Below are 20,950 nucleotides of genomic sequence, written 5' to 3'. Positions count from 1 at the left end.
GTTTATTATGGTTGCTGAATTGACCGCGTTACGCGATCAAATTGATGAAGTAGATAAAGCGCTGTTGAATTTATTAGCGAAGCGCCTTGAACTGGTCGCCGAAGTTGGCGAGGTGAAAAGTCGCTTCGGGCTGCCTATTTATGTTCCAGAGCGTGAGGCATCCATGCTGGCCTCGCGTCGGGCAGAAGCGGAAGCTCTTGGCGTGCCGCCGGATTTGATTGAAGACATTCTGCGTCGAGTGATGCGTGAGTCCTATTCCAGTGAGAACGATAAAGGTTTTAAAACGCTTTGTCCGTCACTGCGTCCGGTGGTTATTGTTGGAGGCGGCGGTCAGATGGGGCGTTTGTTCGAGAAGATGCTGACTCTCTCTGGTTATCAGGTGCGGATTCTGGAACAGCATGATTGGGCGCGGGCAACAGAGATTGTGGCAGATGCTGGAATGGTGATTGTCAGCGTACCGATTCATGTTACTGAACAGGTTATCGCGAAACTGCCACCGCTACCTCATGATTGTATACTGGTCGATCTGGCATCAGTGAAAAATGGACCATTACAGGCCATGCTGGCGGCGCATGATGGTCCGGTGTTGGGACTACACCCGATGTTCGGCCCGGACAGCGGCAGTCTGGCGAAGCAGGTTGTCGTCTGGTGTGATGGTCGCCAGCCGGAAGCGTATCAATGGTTTCTGGAGCAAATGCAGGTTTGGGGCGCGCGGTTACACCGGATTAGTGCTGTCGAGCACGATCAGAATATGGCGTTTATCCAGGCACTGCGCCACTTTGCTACTTTTGCCTATGGCCTGCATCTGGCAGAAGAAAATGTTCAGCTTGAGCAGCTTCTGGCGCTCTCGTCTCCTATTTATCGTCTTGAGTTAGCGATGGTTGGGCGACTGTTTGCTCAGGATCCGCAACTTTATGCGGATATTATTATGTCATCGGAACGTAATCTGGCGTTGATCAAACGTTACTATAAGCGTTTTGGTGAGGCGATTGAGTTGCTGGAGAAGGGGGATAAGCAGGCGTTTATCGACAGTTTCCGCAAGGTAGAGCACTGGTTCGGCGATTACGCTCAACGCTTCCAGAGTGAAAGCCGCGTATTATTGCGTCAGGCGAACGACAGCCGCCAGTAATAATCCTGTACCGGATGATTTATATCATCCGGCATTTTTTCATCAGGTTGGATCAACAGGCACTACGTTCTCACTTGGGTAACAGCCCAATACCTTCATTGAACGGGTGATTTCCCCTAACTCTTTCAATGCTTTTTTCATTTCCACGGATTCGAGATTGGCCTGAATATCCAGATAAAACATCTCTTCCCACGGATTACCGTGAATCGGGCGTGATTCCAGACGGGTCATAATTAAATTGTGGTTACGCAGCACCAGCAACGCTTCTACCAGTGCACCAGCTTGTTGCCCCGTCGCCATTAACAGTGTGGTTTTTGCAGGAACCTGGTCAGATACGTTAATGGCTTTACGTGCCAGCACCACAAACCGGGTGAAGTTTTGTCGCTGGTTTGCCTCAATTCGCTCCAGTACCTGTAAGCCGTATAACGTGCCGCCAGCTTCGCTCCCCAGCGCAGCGACATGTGGTGATTTTGCCTGTGCGACTTTTTCCATTGCGGCGGATGTGCTTTCGGTATATTCGATTTTCCAGTGTGGATAACGATTAAGGAATTTACTGCATTGCTGAAATGGCTGTGGGTGGCTGTAGACCGTGTTGATGGTGGATAAATCAGTCGTACCGGAAACCAGCAGACAATGGTCGATGGTCAGCGTCATCTCGCCAACAATTGATAAGCTGGTATGTTGCAACAGATCGTAAACGTCGTTTATCGCCCCGGAGCTGGTATTTTCAATCGGCACTACCGCATAGTCAGCCTGACCGGTTTCGACCTGGTTAAAAATATCGGCAAATTTGGCGCAGCCGCTCTCAATGAATTGCTCAAAGTGACGGGCCGCATACTGGCGTGCCGCAAGATGGGAATAAGAGCCTTTCGGACCGAGAAAAGCAATACGTGCTGAGTGTGGATTAATTTTATTGAGATGTTGCTGGAGCAGTGCCTGCTGGGTCAGTACGGAATCTCCGATGATGAGCTGGAACAGGCGAGTAATGTAATGGGCATCGAGATGGTGCGTTTTACCGAGCGTAATTAATCTTTCCAGCAAATCGCGCTCACGATCGATATCACGTACCGGGCGATGAGACAGCAATTTGGCTTTGCCTACCTCAACGGCCAACTCACGTCGCTCTGCCAGTAACGTCAGTAATTTTTCATCCAGCGCACTGATTTTTTCACGCAGCGCCAGTAATGGGTTTTCCGATGTCATAGTGTTGCCTTTTTTGTTATCAATAAAAAAGGCCTCCGGTTTGGGAGGCCTTATTGTTCGTCTTCGCATTCTGTTTCACACGACGAAATGCCTCCGTTCAGGGGAAGGTAAAAAAGAATGCGAAGAAGAACGGAGTATGTTTCATGTTTGTTTCCTTAAGCGGCTTCAGTACAGTATCCGTACTGTTTTCACGCTGTCAACAAAAAACGCGCCCGGAGGCGCGTTGGCGATACACTCAATATAAAGGACTACTCTTCTTCAACTTCTTCGACGAAGTTGGCGTCTTTCACCGATGTTGCGGCACGACGTGCTTCGCCTTTGTGCTGCAGTTTATTGAGCTGCCGTTCCAGCTTGTTGATCAATTCGTTAATGGCGGTGTACATATCTTCATGTTTGCCACTGGCGACCAGAACGCCGTTAGGTGTATTGATAGTGGCATCAGCAACGAACCCTTGTGGCTCCTTAGACAGAATGATATGTGGATTAATCAGATGTGTTTGCCATTTTTCCAGTTTGGCGAGACGGTCTGCGACATGTTGGCGGATGGCCGGAGTAATTTCCATTTGTTTGCTGGTAATGTTCATTGTCATAAATTTTACCTCTTGTCTTCCCGTCTTGGTAAATTCAGCATACCGTTCCTGATGTCAAAATGTGTGATGAAAATCTCATAATTTTGTCACTTTTTGTCAACGAAGCTTTTTTGTGAGAAATCGCAGGAAGAGGTGTTTTTTTACTTGAGGAATATCTCAAAGCAGGCCATATTTGATGGGATCGGTCACGACTAAATCGCTTCAGTTGCTGACTTTTCTGCATAAAAAATGGCAGCCCAGCGGCTGCCATTTTGCGCTTATAAAGCTTGTTTATGTGTTGCTGCTGTTAGCAGCGATAATTTTCGCTACTTTTTCTGCCTGCGCATTCATCTGCATTTGGCGGTAAGCATTTTCCATCAGAGGCAGTGCATCACGCGTAGCCTGGGTGTCAGGGTAGTCACGTAACATGCCTTCGACGCGGTTAACAACGGCAACCCATGCGCCACGTTCGGTGTAGTACTCCGCAACGGAATATTCATATTTTGCCAGACGATCTTTCAGGAACACCAGACGTTTGGTGGCGTCAGTGGTGTACTGGCTATTTGGATAACCGCGCACCAGTTTGGAAAAGTCATTAAACGCAGCTCTTGCATGTTGAGGATCGCGATCGCTACGGTCAACGCCAAAGAACCCTTGCAGCGCACTGTCATCCAGCGCCATATTGGTCAGGCCACGCATGTACATGACATAATCAATATTTGGATGCGTCGGGTTGAGGCGAATAAAACGATCGATGGCGGCCTGTGCTAACGGCAGATCGGCGTTTTTATAGTAGGCGTAGATGAGATCCAACTGCACCTGCTGTGAATACGGACCAAACGGATAGCGATTATCTAACGCTTCCAGTTGCGTTATTGCCTGTCTCCAGTTACCGTCCTGCAGCTTTTGTTGCGCAGTCGCGTAAATTTCATTTGGTGGATTATCAGGTACTTCTTCCTTTGAACCCGAGCAACCCGCCAAAAACAGGCTTAATGTGGCGGCTGCCACCAGATATTTCATGCGCGTCATGACGTTTTGACTTTCCTCAAAATGTATTACGGGAGATTCTCTGTTCCTGCTCCCGGTTAAGACCAGCTACAATAGCACACTATATTAAACGGCAAAGCCGTAAAACCCCAACGATAAACGAAGAAGCAGTATATATGGCACAACGAGTACAGCTCACTGCAACGGTGTCCGAAAACCAACTCGGTCAACGCTTAGATCAAGCTTTGGCTGAAATGTTCCCGGATTATTCACGTTCGCGAATAAAAGAATGGATCCTCGACCAGCGTGTGCTGGTTAACGGCAAAGTTTGTGATAAGCCGAAAGAAAAAGTGTTGGGTGGTGAACAGGTGGCCATCAACGCTGAGATTGAAGAGGAAGCGCGTTTTGAACCGCAGGATATCCCGCTGGATATCGTTTATGAAGATGAAGATATCATCGTCATTAATAAACCGCGCGACCTGGTGGTGCATCCTGGCGCGGGTAACCCGGATGGCACGGTACTGAATGCGTTGCTTCATTATTATCCGCCCATTGTCGATGTACCGCGTGCGGGCATTGTCCATCGTCTGGATAAAGACACCACTGGCCTGATGGTTGTGGCAAAAACCGTTCCGGCTCAGACGCGTTTAGTCGAATCTTTGCAACGGCGTGAAATTACTCGTGAGTATGAAGCGGTGGCAATTGGTCATATGACCGCTGGCGGTACAGTAGATGAACCAATCAGCCGCCACCCGACCAAACGTACTCACATGGCGGTGCATCCCATGGGTAAACCGGCGGTGACTCACTATCGCATTATGGAGCATTTCCGTGTGCACACGCGTCTGCGGTTGCGTCTGGAAACTGGACGTACGCACCAGATCCGCGTGCATATGGCGCATATCACTCATCCGCTGGTGGGCGATCCGGTTTATGGTGGCCGTCCGCGTCCGCCAAAAGGTGCTTCGGAAGCGTTTATCTCCACGCTGCGTAAGTTTGACCGCCAGGCGCTTCATGCAACCATGCTGCGTCTTTATCACCCAATCTCCGGCATCGAAATGGAATGGCATGCGCCTATCCCACAAGATATGGTGGAACTGGTTGAGGCGATGCGTGCGGATTTTGAAGAACATAAGGACGAAGTGGACTGGTTATGAATAAGCTGATTGTCCCGCAGTGCCCGCTGCCAAAAGGTGTTGCTGCCTGTAGCTCTACCCGTATCGGCGGCGTGAGCTTGCCGCCTTACGACTCGCTTAACCTCGGTGCCCATTGTGGTGATAACCTGGAGCACGTTGAGGAGAATCGTAAACGGCTTTTTGCTGCGGGACATTTGCCTTCAAAACCGATCTGGCTTGAACAGGTGCATGGCAAAGACGTGCTCAGACTGACTGGCGAAACCTATGCGTCCAAACGGGCAGATGCGTCTTATAGTAATACTCCCGGCACGGTTTGCGCCGTGATGACTGCCGATTGCCTGCCAGTGCTGTTTTGCAATCGAGCGGGAACGGAAGTCGCTGCCGCCCATGCAGGCTGGCGTGGACTGTGTGCTGGCGTACTGGAAGAGACGGTTTCCTGTTTTGCTGATAAACCCGAAAATATTCTCGCCTGGTTAGGGCCGGCAATTGGTCCACGCGCGTTTGAAGTGGGGCCGGAAGTTCGGGAGGCGTTTATGACAGTTGATGCCAACGCGAGTGAAGCTTTTATTCAGCGTGGTGATAAATATCTGGCGGATATTTATCAGCTTGCCCGGCAGCGTCTGGCGGGCGTTGGTGTTGAGCAAATTTTTGGCGGTGACCGTTGTACATATACGGAAAATGAGACTTTCTTCTCTTATCGTCGCGACAAGATCACGGGTCGTATGGCAAGTTTCATTTGGCTGATATAACCTAAAGAATCAAGACGATCCGGTACGCGTGATTTTCTTTTCACATTAATCTGGTCAATAACCTTGAATAATTGAGGGATGACCTCATTTAATCTCCAGTAGCAACTTTGATCCGTTATGGGAGGAGTTATGCGTCTGGATCGTCTTACTAATAAATTCCAGCTTGCTCTTGCCGATGCCCAATCACTTGCTCTCGGGCACGACAACCAATTCATCGAACCACTTCATTTAATGAGCGCCCTGCTGAATCAGGAAGGGGGATCGGTTAGTCCTTTATTAACATCCGCCGGCATCAATGCTGGCCAGTTGCGCACAGATATCAATCAGGCATTAAATCGTTTACCGCAGGTTGAAGGTACAGGTGGCGATGTCCAGCCATCACAGGATCTGGTGCGCGTTCTTAATCTTTGCGACAAGCTGGCGCAAAAACGTGGTGACAACTTTATCTCGTCAGAACTGTTTGTTCTGGCAGCACTTGAGTCTCGCGGCACGCTGGCCGATATCCTGAAAGCAGCAGGAGCGACCACCGCCAACATTACTCAGGCTATTGAACAAATGCGTGGAGGTGAAAGCGTGAACGATCAAGGTGCTGAAGACCAACGTCAGGCTTTGAAAAAATACACCATTGACCTCACCGAACGTGCCGAACAGGGCAAACTCGATCCGGTGATTGGTCGTGATGAAGAAATTCGCCGTACCATTCAGGTACTGCAACGTCGTACTAAAAATAACCCGGTACTGATTGGGGAACCTGGTGTTGGTAAAACTGCGATTGTTGAAGGACTGGCGCAGCGTATTATCAATGGCGAAGTGCCTGAAGGGTTAAAAGGTCGCCGCGTACTGGCCCTGGATATGGGGGCGCTGGTGGCCGGGGCGAAATATCGCGGTGAGTTTGAAGAACGTTTAAAAGGCGTGCTTAACGATCTCGCCAAACAGGAAGGCAATGTCATCCTGTTTATCGACGAATTACATACCATGGTTGGCGCAGGTAAAGCCGATGGCGCAATGGACGCCGGGAACATGCTGAAACCGGCACTGGCTCGTGGTGAGTTGCACTGTGTAGGTGCCACGACGCTGGACGAATATCGCCAGTACATAGAAAAAGATGCTGCATTAGAACGTCGCTTCCAGAAAGTGTTTGTTGCCGAGCCAACAGTGGAAGACACCATCGCGATTCTGCGTGGTCTGAAAGAACGTTACGAACTGCACCACCATGTACAAATTACTGACCCGGCGATTGTTGCGGCAGCTACGCTGTCTCATCGCTACATTGCTGACCGTCAGTTGCCGGATAAAGCTATCGACCTGATCGATGAGGCGGCATCCAGCATTCGTATGCAGATTGACTCAAAACCGGAAGAGCTTGACCGACTCGATCGTCGTATTATTCAGCTCAAACTGGAACAACAGGCGTTAATGAAAGAGTCTGATGAAGCCAGTAAAAAACGCCTGGATATGCTCAACGAAGAACTGAGTGACAAAGAGCGCCAGTACTCTGAGTTAGAAGAAGAGTGGAAAGCAGAGAAAGCGTCGCTCTCTGGTACGCAGACCATTAAAGCAGAACTGGAGCAGGCGAAAATCGCCATTGAACAGGCGCGCCGTGTGGGTGATCTGGCTCGGATGTCTGAACTGCAATACGGCAAAATCCCGGAGCTGGAAAAACAACTGGAAGCCGCAACGCAGCTCGAAGGCAAAACTATGCGTCTGTTGCGTAATAAAGTGACTGATGCTGAAATCGCTGAAGTGCTGGCCCGTTGGACGGGTATTCCTGTTTCTCGCATGATGGAAAGTGAGCGCGAAAAACTGCTGCGTATGGAGCAAGAACTGCACCATCGCGTTATTGGTCAGAACGAAGCGGTTGATGCGGTATCTAACGCCATTCGTCGTAGCCGCGCAGGGCTTGCTGATCCGAATCGCCCGATTGGTTCATTCCTGTTCCTCGGCCCAACGGGGGTGGGTAAAACCGAACTCTGTAAGGCGCTGGCGAACTTTATGTTCGATAGCGACGAGGCGATGATCCGTATTGACATGTCCGAGTTTATGGAAAAACACTCGGTGTCTCGTCTGGTTGGTGCTCCTCCGGGATATGTGGGCTATGAAGAAGGTGGCTACCTGACTGAAGCGGTGCGTCGCCGTCCGTATTCCGTCATCCTGCTGGATGAAGTGGAAAAAGCGCACCCGGATGTCTTCAACATTCTGTTGCAGGTACTGGATGATGGGCGTCTGACTGATGGGCAGGGGAGAACGGTCGACTTCCGTAATACGGTCGTCATTATGACCTCTAACCTCGGTTCTGATCTGATTCAGGAGCGTTTTGGCGAACTGGATTATGCGCACATGAAAGAGCTGGTGCTGGGAGTGGTTAGTCACAACTTCCGCCCGGAATTCATTAACCGTATTGATGAAGTGGTGGTCTTCCATCCGTTGGGTGAACAACATATCGCTTCGATTGCGCAGATTCAGTTGAAACGTCTGTACAAACGTCTGGAAGAGCGTGGTTATGAAATCCACATTTCTGACGAGGCGCTGAAACTGTTGAGCGAGAACGGTTATGATCCGGTCTATGGCGCGCGTCCTCTGAAACGTGCAATCCAGCAGCAGATCGAAAACCCGTTGGCACAGCAAATACTGTCTGGTGAATTGGTTCCGGGTAAAGTCATTCGCCTGGAGGTTAATGAAAACCGGATTGTCGCTGTCCAGTAAATGATAAAACGAGCCCTTCGGGGCTCGTTTTTGTCTATAAGTTAGACGGAAAAGACCATGTTCAGGATGTTTTGCCTGAAAAGTAAGCGATTGATAAAGTTTTTATATTTTTCGCTTGTCAGGCCGGAATAACTCCCTATAATGCGCCACCACTGACACGGAACAACGGCAAACACGCCGCCGGGTCAGCAGGATTCTCCTGAGAATTCTGGCAGAGAAAAGCAAAAAATGCTTGACTCTGTAGCGGGAAAGCGTATTATGCACACCCCGCGCCGCTGAGAAAAAGCGAAGCGGCACTGCTCTTTAACAACTTATCAGACAATCTGTGTGGGCACTCGAAGATACGGATTCTTAACGTCGCAAGACGAAAATGAATACCAAGTCTCAAGAGTGAACACGTAATTCATTACGAAGTTTAATTCTTTGAGCATCAAACTTTTAAATTGAAGAGTTTGATCATGGCTCAGATTGAACGCTGGCGGCAGGCCTAACACATGCAAGTCGAACGGTAACAGGAAGAAGCTTGCTTCTTTGCTGACGAGTGGCGGACGGGTGAGTAATGTCTGGGAAACTGCCCGATGGAGGGGGATAACTACTGGAAACGGTAGCTAATACCGCATAACGTCGCAAGACCAAAGAGGGGGACCTTCGGGCCTCTTGCCATCGGATGTGCCCAGATGGGATTAGCTTGTTGGTGAGGTAACGGCTCACCAAGGCGACGATCCCTAGCTGGTCTGAGAGGATGACCAGCCACACTGGAACTGAGACACGGTCCAGACTCCTACGGGAGGCAGCAGTGGGGAATATTGCACAATGGGCGCAAGCCTGATGCAGCCATGCCGCGTGTATGAAGAAGGCCTTCGGGTTGTAAAGTACTTTCAGCGGGGAGGAAGGGAGTAAAGTTAATACCTTTGCTCATTGACGTTACCCGCAGAAGAAGCACCGGCTAACTCCGTGCCAGCAGCCGCGGTAATACGGAGGGTGCAAGCGTTAATCGGAATTACTGGGCGTAAAGCGCACGCAGGCGGTTGATTAAGTCAGATGTGAAATCCCCGGGCTCAACCTGGGAACTGCATCTGATACTGGTCAGCTTGAGTCTCGTAGAGGGGGGTAGAATTCCAGGTGTAGCGGTGAAATGCGTAGAGATCTGGAGGAATACCGGTGGCGAAGGCGGCCCCCTGGACGAAGACTGACGCTCAGGTGCGAAAGCGTGGGGAGCAAACAGGATTAGATACCCTGGTAGTCCACGCCGTAAACGATGTCGACTTGGAGGTTGTGCCCTTGAGGCGTGGCTTCCGGAGCTAACGCGTTAAGTCGACCGCCTGGGGAGTACGGCCGCAAGGTTAAAACTCAAATGAATTGACGGGGGCCCGCACAAGCGGTGGAGCATGTGGTTTAATTCGATGCAACGCGAAGAACCTTACCTGGTCTTGACATCCACGGAAGTTTTCAGAGATGAGAATGTGCCTTCGGGAACCGTGAGACAGGTGCTGCATGGCTGTCGTCAGCTCGTGTTGTGAAATGTTGGGTTAAGTCCCGCAACGAGCGCAACCCTTATCCTTTGTTGCCAGCGGTTAGGCCGGGAACTCAAAGGAGACTGCCAGTGATAAACTGGAGGAAGGTGGGGATGACGTCAAGTCATCATGGCCCTTACGACCAGGGCTACACACGTGCTACAATGGCGCATACAAAGAGAAGCGACCTCGCGAGAGCAAGCGGACCTCATAAAGTGCGTCGTAGTCCGGATTGGAGTCTGCAACTCGACTCCATGAAGTCGGAATCGCTAGTAATCGTGGATCAGAATGCCACGGTGAATACGTTCCCGGGCCTTGTACACACCGCCCGTCACACCATGGGAGTGGGTTGCAAAAGAAGTAGGTAGCTTAACCTTCGGGAGGGCGCTTACCACTTTGTGATTCATGACTGGGGTGAAGTCGTAACAAGGTAACCGTAGGGGAACCTGCGGTTGGATCACCTCCTTACCTGAAAGAACTGTACTTTGCAGTGCTCACACAGATTGTCTGATGAAAAGTGAAAAGCAAGGCGTCTTGCGAAGCAGACTGATACGTCCCCTTCGTCTAGAGGCCCAGGACACCGCCCTTTCACGGCGGTAACAGGGGTTCGAATCCCCTAGGGGACGCCACTTGCTGGTTTGTGAGTGAAAGTCACCTGCCTTAATATCTCAAAACTCATCTTCGGGTGAAGTTTGAGATATTTGCTCTTTAAAAATCTGGATCAAGCTGAAAATTGAAACACTGAATAGTCGAAAGATTATTCGTGAGTCTCTCAAATTTTCGCAACACGGTGATGAATCGAAAGAAACATCTTCGGGTTGTGAGGTTAAGCGACTAAGCGTACACGGTGGATGCCCTGGCAGTCAGAGGCGATGAAGGACGTGCTAATCTGCGAAAAGCGTCGGTAAGGTGATATGAACCGTTATAACCGGCGATGTCCGAATGGGGAAACCCAGTGTGTTCCGACACACTATCATTAACTGAATCCATAGGTTAATGAGGCGAACCGGGGGAACTGAAACATCTAAGTACCCCGAGGAAAAGAAATCAACCGAGATTCCCCCAGTAGCGGCGAGCGAACGGGGAGGAGCCCAGAGCCTGAATCAGTGTGTGTGTTAGTGGAAGCGTCTGGAAAGGCGCGCGATACAGGGTGACAGCCCCGTACACAAAAATGCACATGCTGTGAGCTCGAAGAGTAGGGCGGGACACGTGGTATCCTGTCTGAATATGGGGGGACCATCCTCCAAGGCTAAATACTCCTGACTGACCGATAGTGAACCAGTACCGTGAGGGAAAGGCGAAAAGAACCCCGGCGAGGGGAGTGAAAAAGAACCTGAAACCGTGTACGTACAAGCAGTGGGAGCCTCTTAATGGGGTGACTGCGTACCTTTTGTATAATGGGTCAGCGACTTATATTCTGTAGCAAGGTTAACCGAATAGGGGAGCCGGAGGGAAACCGAGTCTTAACTGGGCGTTAAGTTGCAGGGTATAGACCCGAAACCCGGTGATCTAGCCATGGGCAGGTTGAAGGTTGGGTAACACTAACTGGAGGACCGAACCGACTAATGTTGAAAAATTAGCGGATGACTTGTGGCTGGGGGTGAAAGGCCAATCAAACCGGGAGATAGCTGGTTCTCCCCGAAAGCTATTTAGGTAGCGCCTCGTGAATTCATCTCCGGGGGTAGAGCACTGTTTCGGCAAGGGGGTCATCCCGACTTACCAACCCGATGCAAACTGCGAATACCGGAGAATGTTATCACGGGAGACACACGGCGGGTGCTAACGTCCGTCGTGAAGAGGGAAACAACCCAGACCGCCAGCTAAGGTCCCAAAGTCATGGTTAAGTGGGAAACGATGTGGGAAGGCCCAGACAGCCAGGATGTTGGCTTAGAAGCAGCCATCATTTAAAGAAAGCGTAATAGCTCACTGGTCGAGTCGGCCTGCGCGGAAGATGTAACGGGGCTAAACCATGCACCGAAGCTGCGGCAGCGACGCTGATGCGTTGTTGGGTAGGGGAGCGTTCTGTAAGCCTGTGAAGGTGTGCTGTGAGGCATGCTGGAGGTATCAGAAGTGCGAATGCTGACATAAGTAACGATAAAGCGGGTGAAAAGCCCGCTCGCCGGAAGACCAAGGGTTCCTGTCCAACGTTAATCGGGGCAGGGTGAGTCGACCCCTAAGGCGAGGCCGAAAGGCGTAGTCGATGGGAAACAGGTTAATATTCCTGTACTTGGTGTTACTGCGAAGGGGGGACGGAGAAGGCTATGTTGGCCGGGCGACGGTTGTCCCGGTTTAAGCGTGTAGGCTGGTTTTCCAGGCAAATCCGGAGAATCAAGGCTGAGGCGTGATGACGAGGCACTACGGTGCTGAAGCAACAAATGCCCTGCTTCCAGGAAAAGCCTCTAAGCATCAGGTAGCATCAAATCGTACCCCAAACCGACACAGGTGGTCAGGTAGAGAATACCAAGGCGCTTGAGAGAACTCGGGTGAAGGAACTAGGCAAAATGGTGCCGTAACTTCGGGAGAAGGCACGCTGATGGTAGGTGAAGCGACTTGCTCGTGGAGCTGAAATCAGTCGAAGATACCAGCTGGCTGCAACTGTTTATTAAAAACACAGCACTGTGCAAACACGAAAGTGGACGTATACGGTGTGACGCCTGCCCGGTGCCGGAAGGTTAATTGATGGGGTCAGCGCAAGCGAAGCTCTTGATCGAAGCCCCGGTAAACGGCGGCCGTAACTATAACGGTCCTAAGGTAGCGAAATTCCTTGTCGGGTAAGTTCCGACCTGCACGAATGGCGTAATGATGGCCAGGCTGTCTCCACCCGAGACTCAGTGAAATTGAACTCGCTGTGAAGATGCAGTGTACCCGCGGCAAGACGGAAAGACCCCGTGAACCTTTACTATAGCTTGACACTGAACACTGGTCCTTGATGTGTAGGATAGGTGGGAGGCTTTGAAGTGTGGACGCCAGTCTGCATGGAGCCGTCCTTGAAATACCACCCTTTAATGGCTGGTGTTCTAACGTTGGCCCCTTATCGGGGTTGCGGACAGTGTCTGGTGGGTAGTTTGACTGGGGCGGTCTCCTCCTAAAGAGTAACGGAGGAGCACGAAGGTTGGCTAATCCTGGTCGGACATCAGGAGGTTAGTGCAATGGCATAAGCCAGCTTGACTGCGAGCGTGACGGCGCGAGCAGGTGCGAAAGCAGGTCATAGTGATCCGGTGGTTCTGAATGGAAGGGCCATCGCTCAACGGATAAAAGGTACTCCGGGGATAACAGGCTGATACCGCCCAAGAGTTCATATCGACGGCGGTGTTTGGCACCTCGATGTCGGCTCATCACATCCTGGGGCTGAAGTAGGTCCCAAGGGTATGGCTGTTCGCCATTTAAAGTGGTACGCGAGCTGGGTTTAGAACGTCGTGAGACAGTTCGGTCCCTATCTGCCGTGGGCGCTGGAGAACTGAGGGGGGCTGCTCCTAGTACGAGAGGACCGGAGTGGACGCATCACTGGTGTTCGGGTTGTCATGCCAATGGCACTGCCCGGTAGCTAAATGCGGAAGAGATAAGTGCTGAAAGCATCTAAGCACGAAACTTGCCCCGAGATGAGTTCTCCCTGAGACTTAGAGTCTCCTGAAGGAACGTTGAAGACGACGACGTTGATAGGCCGGGTGTGTAAGCGCAGCGATGCGTTGAGCTAACCGGTACTAATGAACCGTGAGGCTTAACCTTACAACGCCGAAGGTGTTTTGGCGGATTGAGAGAAGATTTTCAGCTCAGATTCAGAGTCCGAAGGGTTTTACGCTGAGACAAGGCGGCAAATGAAGCGAAGGAAGGAGCATACTGAAGTATGTGACTGACTTTCGGGAATGCAGCCGACGCAGTATCAGTGGAAAAGACACAGGACAGAGCACAAAGAATTTGCCTGGCGGAGATAGCGCGGTGGTCCCACCTGACCCCATGCCGAACTCAGAAGTGAAACGCCGTAGCGCCGATGGTAGTGTGGGGCTTCCCCATGCGAGAGTAGGGAACTGCCAGGCATCAAATTAAGCGAAAGGCCATCCATAAGGATGGCTTTTTTGCATTGGTACTGAAAAAAAGCCGGATGCGACGCTGGCGCGCCTTATCCGTCCTACGAAAGATCGTGTGGCGTGGGGGAAATCCGTGCACGCCAGATTCAACAATGAATACGACTTCCATAACTTTTCCACTTTCATACGATCATCTCACTTGGAACCTATCCTGAACGTCTTCAATAATCATTTTCCTGCTAACTAAATTCACGCTTAAGGTTGCATAATTATATGCAACAAATGTATAACATTTTCTTTGCTAAAAATAAACAACAGCGACCGACAAAAGCGTCGAATTAAGGCAGGAGACATAATGGCATGGCAGAAAGTACTGTAACGGCAGACGGCAAACTGACAAGTAGTGATGCTCGTCGCCGCATTTGGGCAATTGTGGGGGCCTCTTCAGGTAATCTGGTCGAGTGGTTCGATTTCTATGTCTACTCGTTCTGTTCCCTCTACTTCGCCCACATCTTCTTCCCTTCTGGTAACACGACCACTCAACTACTACAAACAGCCGGTGTTTTTGCTGCGGGCTTTCTGATGCGTCCAATCGGCGGCTGGTTATTTGGACGCATAGCCGATAGACATGGGCGTAAAAAATCAATGCTGTTATCGGTGTGTATGATGTGCTTTGGATCACTGGTTATCGCCTGCTTACCTGGCTACGAAACAATCGGTACATGGGCTCCGGCATTATTGCTTCTTGCTCGTTTATTCCAGGGGTTATCTGTTGGCGGAGAATATGGCACCAGTGCCACTTATATGAGTGAAGTTGCTGTTGAAGGGCGCAAAGGTTTTTACGCATCATTTCAGTATGTGACGTTGATTGGCGGACAACTGCTAGCACTACTGGTTGTGGTAGTTTTACAACACACCATGGACGACTCTGCACTCAGAGAGTGGGGATGGCGTATTCCCTTTGCGTCAGGAGCTGTGTTAGCTGTTGTGGCGTTGTGGTTACGCCGTCAATTAGATGAAACTTCACAACAAGAAACACGCGCTTTAAAAGAAGCTGGATCTTTGAAAGGATTATGGCGCAATCGCCGAGCATTCGTCATGGTTCTCGGTTTTACCGCGGCGGGTTCGCTTTGTTTCTATACTTTCACCACCTATATGCAGAAGTATCTGGTGAATACCGCAGGAATGCACGCCAATGTAGCGAGTGGCATTATGACCGCGGCACTGTTTGTATTTATGCTCATTCAGCCGCTAATTGGCGCGCTATCGGATAAGATTGGTCGCCGCACTTCGATGTTATGCTTCGGCTCTCTGGCGGCCATTTTTACCGTTCCTGTTCTCTCAGCATTGCAGAATGTTTCCTCGCCTTATGCCGCTTTTGGTCTGGTGATGTGCGCCCTGCTGATAGTGAGTTTTTATACTTCAATCAGTGGAATACTGAAGGCTGAGATGTTCCCTGCACAGGTTCGCGCATTAGGCGTTGGTCTGTCATATGCGGTCGCCAATGCTATATTTGGTGGTTCGGCGGAGTACGTAGCGTTGTCGCTGAAATCAACAGGAATGGAAACAGCCTTCTTCTGGTATGTGACATTGATGGCCGTGGTGGCGTTTCTGGTTTCTCTGATGTTGCATCGCAAGGGGAAAGGGATGCGTCTTTAGTGACGGGCCAGCTGCCAGACGGTATAGCCGGTGGTTGCTCCTGCGACATCCCAGGCAAAATCCTTCCAGCTCCAGCCGCTCCCCTCGGGGCGGCTATCCCACAGCTCTTTTGATGCGCCCAGACTTACAGAGAACATCAGCCCGAACATCGCGCTACGGTCGCGACTCATCCCCTGATGTTGCGCATATTCGTTCCCGGCGGCAGAAAGCATTGCCGAGGTAATAAAGTGTTGAGCTTTATCCTGTCCACTCCAACTATCGTTAGCCATGTGACTGCATCCAGAAAGTAACAATAGCGAGCAGGTAAAAAGAATACGCAACATGTCCTCCAGAAAATAAACCCCGTACAGGACGGGGTTGTGATTACAGGATGCGGCTAATTAATCGGTCGATGCGGATGCGGCGCAAACGGCGGATGAGTTTGCGAACTTTTACCGGATAATCGGCAATACTTTGCAGATCGCGGTAGTGCTTAACGATGGTGGTGTGCTTGCGGATCAGATCCAGTTCTTTCTCACGCTGTGGCGCAAGCTCCAGTTGCGGATCGTGGATCAAAATGGCGTTTTCCAGATCCAGACGCCAGGCGCGTGGATTCAGGTTATTACCGGTTACCAGCATCCACTTATCATCAACCCACATCCCTTTCAGATGATAGGTATTGTCGTCATCTTTCCATAACCGGACCACTAACTGGTCAGTATTGACATAATACTGCAAACGGCTCAGGAAGCGACGCAAATTAATCTCATAAAGATAAGGCAGTGCGCCAATTATCTTGAAAGGTTCATCTTCTGGAATGTAGAAGTCATTCGCGGTTTTATCACCAACGATAATTTCGACCTTTTTCCCTTCGCGCAGCAACTGGATGATATTGCGCACAAGGATTGCCGGCAAGTTGAAGTAAGGTGTGCAGATGGTTAGTTTCTGCTCGGCACAAGGCATAAGATGGAAAATAGTCTTGTTCAACAGACTCGATTTCCCCAGACCTACCAACGGCGTTACGGAAAGCTGATCGTTGTCGGCATCGCCCTGGAAATGATAAGCGGCATCACGCAGCTCCTGGCGGAACAGGCGAATGTCGTTTTTGATTTCCGGGCTTTTTGGGCGATTAACATCATCCAGACGGTTAACACCGCGACCATTCATAATATTCTGTGTAACCCATTCAAACATAATGTCTGACATTTTTCGGTTACGGATCAGATGATAGCGGTCATAGCGATATTTATCGTGCTGATGAAGGTAAACGTCGTTCAGACTGGCGCCGCTGTAAAGCACACAGTCATCGATGATAAAGCCTTTAAAATGCAGAACGCCCAGGGCTTCACGGGTATTGACAGGAACGCCATAAACCGGAACATCTACGCCCGGATTTTCCTGTGCCATGCGGCAATACCAGTCAGCGTTGGTATTAGATGCCGCAGCGCCAATGCGTCCACGTTGTGCACGATGCCAGTCGACCAGCACTCGCACATCCAGTTCTGGACGCTGCCGTTTAGCCTCATACAATGCGCTCAGAATGCCTTTGCCACCGTCATCCTGTTCAAGATACAGGGCGACAATGCAAATGCGCTGCTTCGCGCTGGCTATTTTTTCCAGCAGAGTCTCCCGGAAGTCGGCGGGAGCGTAAAAGAAATCGACATCATCAACTGATTGAGAAATCTTGGGTAGTTGGGCAAGGTGTTGTTGATGTTTATTACGCTTAAATTTTGACAACATCACAGTGCATTTCTTCTCTGTTCATTGAAGGGTCCTCTGTGCAATGCAGACGACATAAGCGGACAATAATAACACCAGTCCCGATTAAGTGGTCAACATTTCCAGTACCTTACTCATGATTCCTCGCGCTGGGCAAGATTTAGCGTAAGCCCAACGATCCCCTCTTCGAGCTGGATATCGACACTAAACCCGAGCTTGCGGGCCAGCGCCACCATGCCACGATTGTTTGGCATCGTAATACCATTCAGACGTTGCAGTCCGTGATCTCGCGTATAGGTAATCAACTTTTCCATTAAGCGCCGACCTAACCCTAACCCTTTGAGATCTGAGCGAACCAGCACGGCAAATTCGGCATCGATGTTATCAGGGTCGGAGATCGCACGTGTGACACCGAGGATCTCTTCCGTTTGATCAATACGCCGTACAGCCACAAACGCCATCTCCCGATCGTAGTCGATCTGCGTCATGTTGGCTAAATCTTCATGGGTAAATTCGTTGATCTCGCTAAAGTAGCGGTAATAAAGATCTTCTTTGGTGACTTGCGAAATGAATTGCTGGAGCTGTGGCTCATCTTCCGGCAAAATCGGGCGGAACAAGCAGCGTTCGCCGTTTTTCAATTCTACCCATTCTTCCAGCCGATGCGGATAAGGGCGCACTGCCAGCCGACTCTCGTTATCGCCTTCAAACGGCGCGATATCCAGCGTGACATCCAGCGCGGTAAATTCACTGCCAGAAGCCAGCAAAGGATGAATATCCAGACGCTGAATTTCCGGGCAATCGACAATCAGGTTGGAAACTTGCACCAGCAATTGGCTTAAGCCCGCAACATCCAACGGGCGTAGCGCACTGCGCGCACGAATCTTCTTACTTTTGATTCCCTGAATGACCAGATAACGAGCCAGGTTCATATTCAACGGCGGCAGCGCCACGACAGCTTGCTCTTCAGGACGCCATTCTACGCCTCCTTCGCCAAGCATGATTAACGGTCCGAAAACCGGATCGTGCTCGACCACCACTCGTAACTCCTGGGCGCCTGCACGGTTAGCCATACTTTGCACCAACAGGCCGTGGACCCGCGCCTGCGGCCAGGCCATTTTTACGCGATCGAAAATAGCGTTCGCGGCTTGCTGTACTTCATTGGCTGTGCGCAAGTAGAGCATAACGCCCTGAACTTCCGATTTATGCGGAATATCCGGCGAGCGTAATTTCAGCGCCACCGGATAGCCAATCTGTTCAGCAATATGCACTGCTTCGGCACTATCGTTGGCAATCCAGGTAGGAAGCGTGTTCATTCCATACGCTTGCAGGATTGGCTGAACTTCATGGGTATCGAGCGACGTAGCCCCTTCGGCAATGGCCCGTTGCAACAGAATATGCGCTTCTGCGGTATTAGAGGTCAGATTGCTGGGCAGCGCCGGCGTTTCGCGTAATTGCTTCTGATTGCGTCGATACTCCACCATATGCATAAACGCAGTGATTGTACCTTCCGGCGTACGATAGGTCGGTAGCCCCGCTTCACTGAATAAACGTCGCGCCTCCTGTGATGAATATTCACCGCACCAGTTGGTCAGAAGAGAGATGTACTTACTACGGGAATGATGTTTTACCGCTTCAATTAATGCCTGTGCGCTTTCTGTGGCGGGAGCGGCGGCACTGGGCGAATGGATAACCATTAACGCGTCAAAATCCTGGCTATTGAGCAGAATATCCAGTGTTTTGACATAGTGCTCGCTGCTGGCGTCATCGCGCAGATCGAGCGGATTGGAGATTGCTACATGCTCAGGCAGGGCATCGCGCAGTTTCTGGCAGGTTTCTTCACTTAGCGTTGCCAGCTTGCCATTGCGTGACCATAAGGCATCCAGCGCCAACGCGGCAGGCGCGGCACCGTTGCTGATAATCATCAGCCGGTCGCCACGTAGCGGGCGCATGTGGCTAAGGGTTTCCACCGCCGAAAACAGTTCGTGGGTGTCCTGCACTCGCAACAAACCGGCGCGCTGAATCGCTGCATCCCACGCAGGATCCATTCCTGCCGTGGTGTTCAACAGCCGTTGCGCTGCCGGGCTACGCCCGCTTTTAATTACCAGAATCGGTTTATTGCGTGAGGCACTACGAGCCGCTGAAACAAAACGTCGCGCGTCGCTTAATTGTTCGAGGTAGAGCAGGATGGCGCTGGTTTTGCTGTCGCGAGCCAGATAATCGAGCAATTCATCAACGTCGATATCCAGGCTGTCGCCGAGCGCAATAAAGTACGAAAAGCCCATCTCACGCTGTTGCGCCCAGTCGAGGATGGTGTTGGATACGGCAGCCGATTGCGAAATAAATGCCAGCTTGCCGCGCTTAATCGGTACGGGTGAAAAGCTGGCATTCAGGCCTTGCCACGGCGCCAGTAATCCCAGACTGTTTGGTCCAAGCAGGCGCATGTTATGGCGCTGGGCGCAGGTACGTAACTCTTCATGTTGTGATGCCGGGGCAGAAAGAATAATGCAGGTTTTACAGCCTTTTGCGCCGAGTTCTTCCAGAAGCGACAGATTGCGGCTGGCATTTGTGCACAGTACCGCAAGGTCGGGCGTAAAAGGTAAACTGGATATATCCGGCCAGGCCAACACACCCAACACCGCTTTCCAGGTTGGCGTCACCGGGAGTACCGGCCCGTTAAAACCTCCAGCCAGCAGGTTACGCATCATCAGGTAACCTGCGCGATGGGGTTTCATTGATGCGCCAATTACCGCAATCGATTTTGGTCGCAGTAGTGCTTCCAGTCCTCGCTGACTCATACCGCTCTCCCGCAGAAGTGACCGAATAATTTTAAACGCTTTCTAACTGTTCTGCTGTGATGCTACCCAGATGTTGCGTTTTTCCTGCCAGATAGCGCGTTTTAAAGCGACAGAAATGCTTACCTAAGCCCGTTGCAGCTTCGGTATCGCTGGCCATATCTAACAGTGCGATGGCTACTTCGGCAGTACAATATTGGCCTTCAGCCTGGGCTTCACGCAGGCGATAGGCGGACAATCGAGAAAGATCGACGGAAATGACGGGAAGATTATCCAGATACGGACTTTTACGAAACATCTTGCGAGCTTCCGGCCAGGTGCCATCGAGCATGATAAACAGCGGTGGCTTACCGACAGGTGGTGTGAAGATCACTTCCCGTTGCTCATCAGCATATGAGGCGGGAAAAACCACCATTGGCTGATATGCCGGGTTTTTTACCAGATCCAGCAAATCTTGTGATGGTTCGGTGCGCGACCATTGAAATGCGACGGTATCCGGCAAGATATCGGCAATTAAACGCCCGGTATTACTGGGTTTCATTGGTTCAGTGTCGAACATCAGCAAACAGAAGCGACTTTTTGCTTCCGCTGGGCTAATTGTCGAGCAGAGACATAATTTCTCTGGCAAGAGACAGCGTTGGCAGCGACGAACGCGATTACCACGGGCAAGAAAAGGGCGAGTTGCGCGCGCAATACGCTTGGCACGTAACTGGAGAACAGCGTTTTCGGTCATAAGAGAGCGTCGAAAAAACGCCATTGTCGCAGAGGAGAAAACGGGGCACAAGA

The 20,950-nt window shown here is 50.9% G+C and carries 13 protein-coding genes, 1 tRNA gene, 3 rRNA genes and 1 other annotated feature; of the genes, 9 read left to right on the top strand and 8 right to left on the bottom strand.

What is annotated here, in order from left to right:
- Window positions 1-7 precede the first annotated feature (7 nt).
- Complete coding sequence (gene tyrA / locus PS053_RS08270) at window positions 8-1,129, top strand: bifunctional chorismate mutase/prephenate dehydrogenase (RefSeq protein ID WP_000225199.1); 1,122 nt, start codon at window positions 8-10, stop codon at window positions 1,127-1,129.
- Window positions 1,130-1,171: 42 nt separating this feature from the next.
- On the opposite strand, the gene pheA is transcribed toward tyrA, so the two are convergent.
- The 4 genes from pheA to bamD form a co-directional block, all read right to left on the bottom strand.
- Window positions 1,172-2,332: a bifunctional chorismate mutase/prephenate dehydratase gene (pheA, locus tag PS053_RS08265; protein WP_256879414.1), complete on the bottom strand. Its 1,161-nt coding sequence runs from the start codon at window positions 2,330-2,332 to the stop codon at window positions 1,172-1,174.
- A 22-nt stretch (window positions 2,333-2,354) separates the two neighbouring features.
- Window positions 2,355-2,478, bottom strand: a sequence feature (Phe leader region).
- A complete protein-coding gene (pheL, locus tag PS053_RS08260) occupies window positions 2,430-2,477 on the bottom strand; it encodes a pheA operon leader peptide PheL (protein WP_001386991.1) in 48 nt (15 codons plus the stop codon). It overlaps the preceding feature by 48 nt.
- A 102-nt stretch (window positions 2,479-2,580) precedes the next feature.
- Window positions 2,581-2,922, bottom strand: a complete 342-nt coding sequence (gene raiA / locus PS053_RS08255; RefSeq protein WP_000178456.1) for a ribosome-associated translation inhibitor RaiA — start codon at window positions 2,920-2,922, stop codon at window positions 2,581-2,583.
- A 270-nt stretch (window positions 2,923-3,192) separates the two neighbouring features.
- Window positions 3,193-3,930, bottom strand: coding sequence for an outer membrane protein assembly factor BamD (gene bamD, locus PS053_RS08250; RefSeq protein ID WP_000197669.1), 738 nt, complete (start codon window positions 3,928-3,930; stop codon window positions 3,193-3,195).
- A gap of 134 nt (window positions 3,931-4,064) precedes the next feature.
- On the opposite strand from bamD, the gene rluD reads away from it, so the two are divergent.
- The 8 genes from rluD (at window position 4,065) to kgtP (ending at window position 15,674) form a co-directional block, all read left to right on the top strand.
- Window positions 4,065-5,045, top strand: a complete 981-nt coding sequence (gene rluD, locus PS053_RS08245; protein WP_000079117.1) for a 23S rRNA pseudouridine(1911/1915/1917) synthase RluD — start codon at window positions 4,065-4,067, stop codon at window positions 5,043-5,045.
- A complete protein-coding gene (gene yfiH / locus PS053_RS08240; RefSeq protein WP_256879415.1) occupies window positions 5,042-5,773 on the top strand; it encodes a purine nucleoside phosphorylase YfiH in 732 nt (243 codons plus the stop codon). The genes rluD and yfiH overlap by 4 nt, the downstream gene beginning before the upstream one ends.
- A gap of 129 nt (window positions 5,774-5,902) precedes the next feature.
- Window positions 5,903-8,476: an ATP-dependent chaperone ClpB gene (gene clpB, locus PS053_RS08235; RefSeq protein ID WP_002461515.1), complete on the top strand. Its 2,574-nt coding sequence runs from the start codon at window positions 5,903-5,905 to the stop codon at window positions 8,474-8,476.
- Between the two features lie 440 nt (window positions 8,477-8,916).
- Window positions 8,917-10,458, top strand: a 16S ribosomal RNA gene (locus tag PS053_RS08230).
- 85 nt (window positions 10,459-10,543) lie between these two features.
- A tRNA-Glu gene (locus PS053_RS08225) sits at window positions 10,544-10,619 on the top strand.
- Window positions 10,620-10,814: 195 nt separating this feature from the next.
- Window positions 10,815-13,716: ribosomal RNA gene (locus PS053_RS08220) — 23S ribosomal RNA — on the top strand.
- A 192-nt stretch (window positions 13,717-13,908) separates the two neighbouring features.
- Window positions 13,909-14,024: ribosomal RNA gene (rrf, locus tag PS053_RS08215) — 5S ribosomal RNA — on the top strand.
- The 16S, 23S and 5S rRNA genes sit together here with 1 tRNA gene alongside, the layout of an rRNA operon.
- A 351-nt stretch (window positions 14,025-14,375) precedes the next feature.
- Window positions 14,376-15,674, top strand: coding sequence for an MFS transporter (gene kgtP / locus PS053_RS08210; RefSeq protein ID WP_204677932.1), 1,299 nt, complete (start codon window positions 14,376-14,378; stop codon window positions 15,672-15,674).
- On the opposite strand, the gene PS053_RS08205 is transcribed toward kgtP, so the two are convergent.
- The 4 genes from PS053_RS08205 to tapT all read right to left on the bottom strand — a co-directional run bounded on the left by PS053_RS08205 (window position 15,671) and on the right by tapT (window position 20,897).
- The gene (locus PS053_RS08205) at window positions 15,671-15,994 is read right to left on the bottom strand and encodes a YfiM family lipoprotein (protein ID WP_077629318.1); all 324 of its coding nucleotides are present in this window, start codon (window positions 15,992-15,994) and stop codon (window positions 15,671-15,673) included. The genes kgtP and PS053_RS08205 overlap by 4 nt on opposite strands.
- Window positions 15,995-16,037: 43 nt before the next feature.
- Entirely contained in the window at window positions 16,038-17,393 is a 1,356-nt protein-coding gene (pssA, locus tag PS053_RS08200; RefSeq protein ID WP_002461518.1) for a CDP-diacylglycerol--serine O-phosphatidyltransferase, read from the bottom strand.
- 113 nt (window positions 17,394-17,506) lie between these two features.
- Window positions 17,507-20,167 carry a peptidyl-lysine N-acetyltransferase PatZ gene (gene patZ / locus PS053_RS08190; RefSeq protein WP_233991795.1) on the bottom strand — a complete coding sequence of 887 codons (2,661 nt, stop codon included), beginning with the start codon at window positions 20,165-20,167 and terminating at the stop codon, window positions 17,507-17,509.
- 31 nt (window positions 20,168-20,198) lie between these two features.
- Window positions 20,199-20,897: a tRNA-uridine aminocarboxypropyltransferase gene (gene tapT, locus PS053_RS08185; RefSeq protein ID WP_256879207.1), complete on the bottom strand. Its 699-nt coding sequence runs from the start codon at window positions 20,895-20,897 to the stop codon at window positions 20,199-20,201.
- Between the last annotated feature and the right edge of the window lie 53 nt (window positions 20,898-20,950).

Source organism: Escherichia albertii, assembly GCF_028622335.1.
In the GTDB taxonomy this organism is placed as follows: domain Bacteria; phylum Pseudomonadota; class Gammaproteobacteria; order Enterobacterales; family Enterobacteriaceae; genus Escherichia; species Escherichia albertii.
Note: the sequence above shows the minus strand (reverse complement) of the source record. Positions and strands in the feature narration are given on the sequence as shown.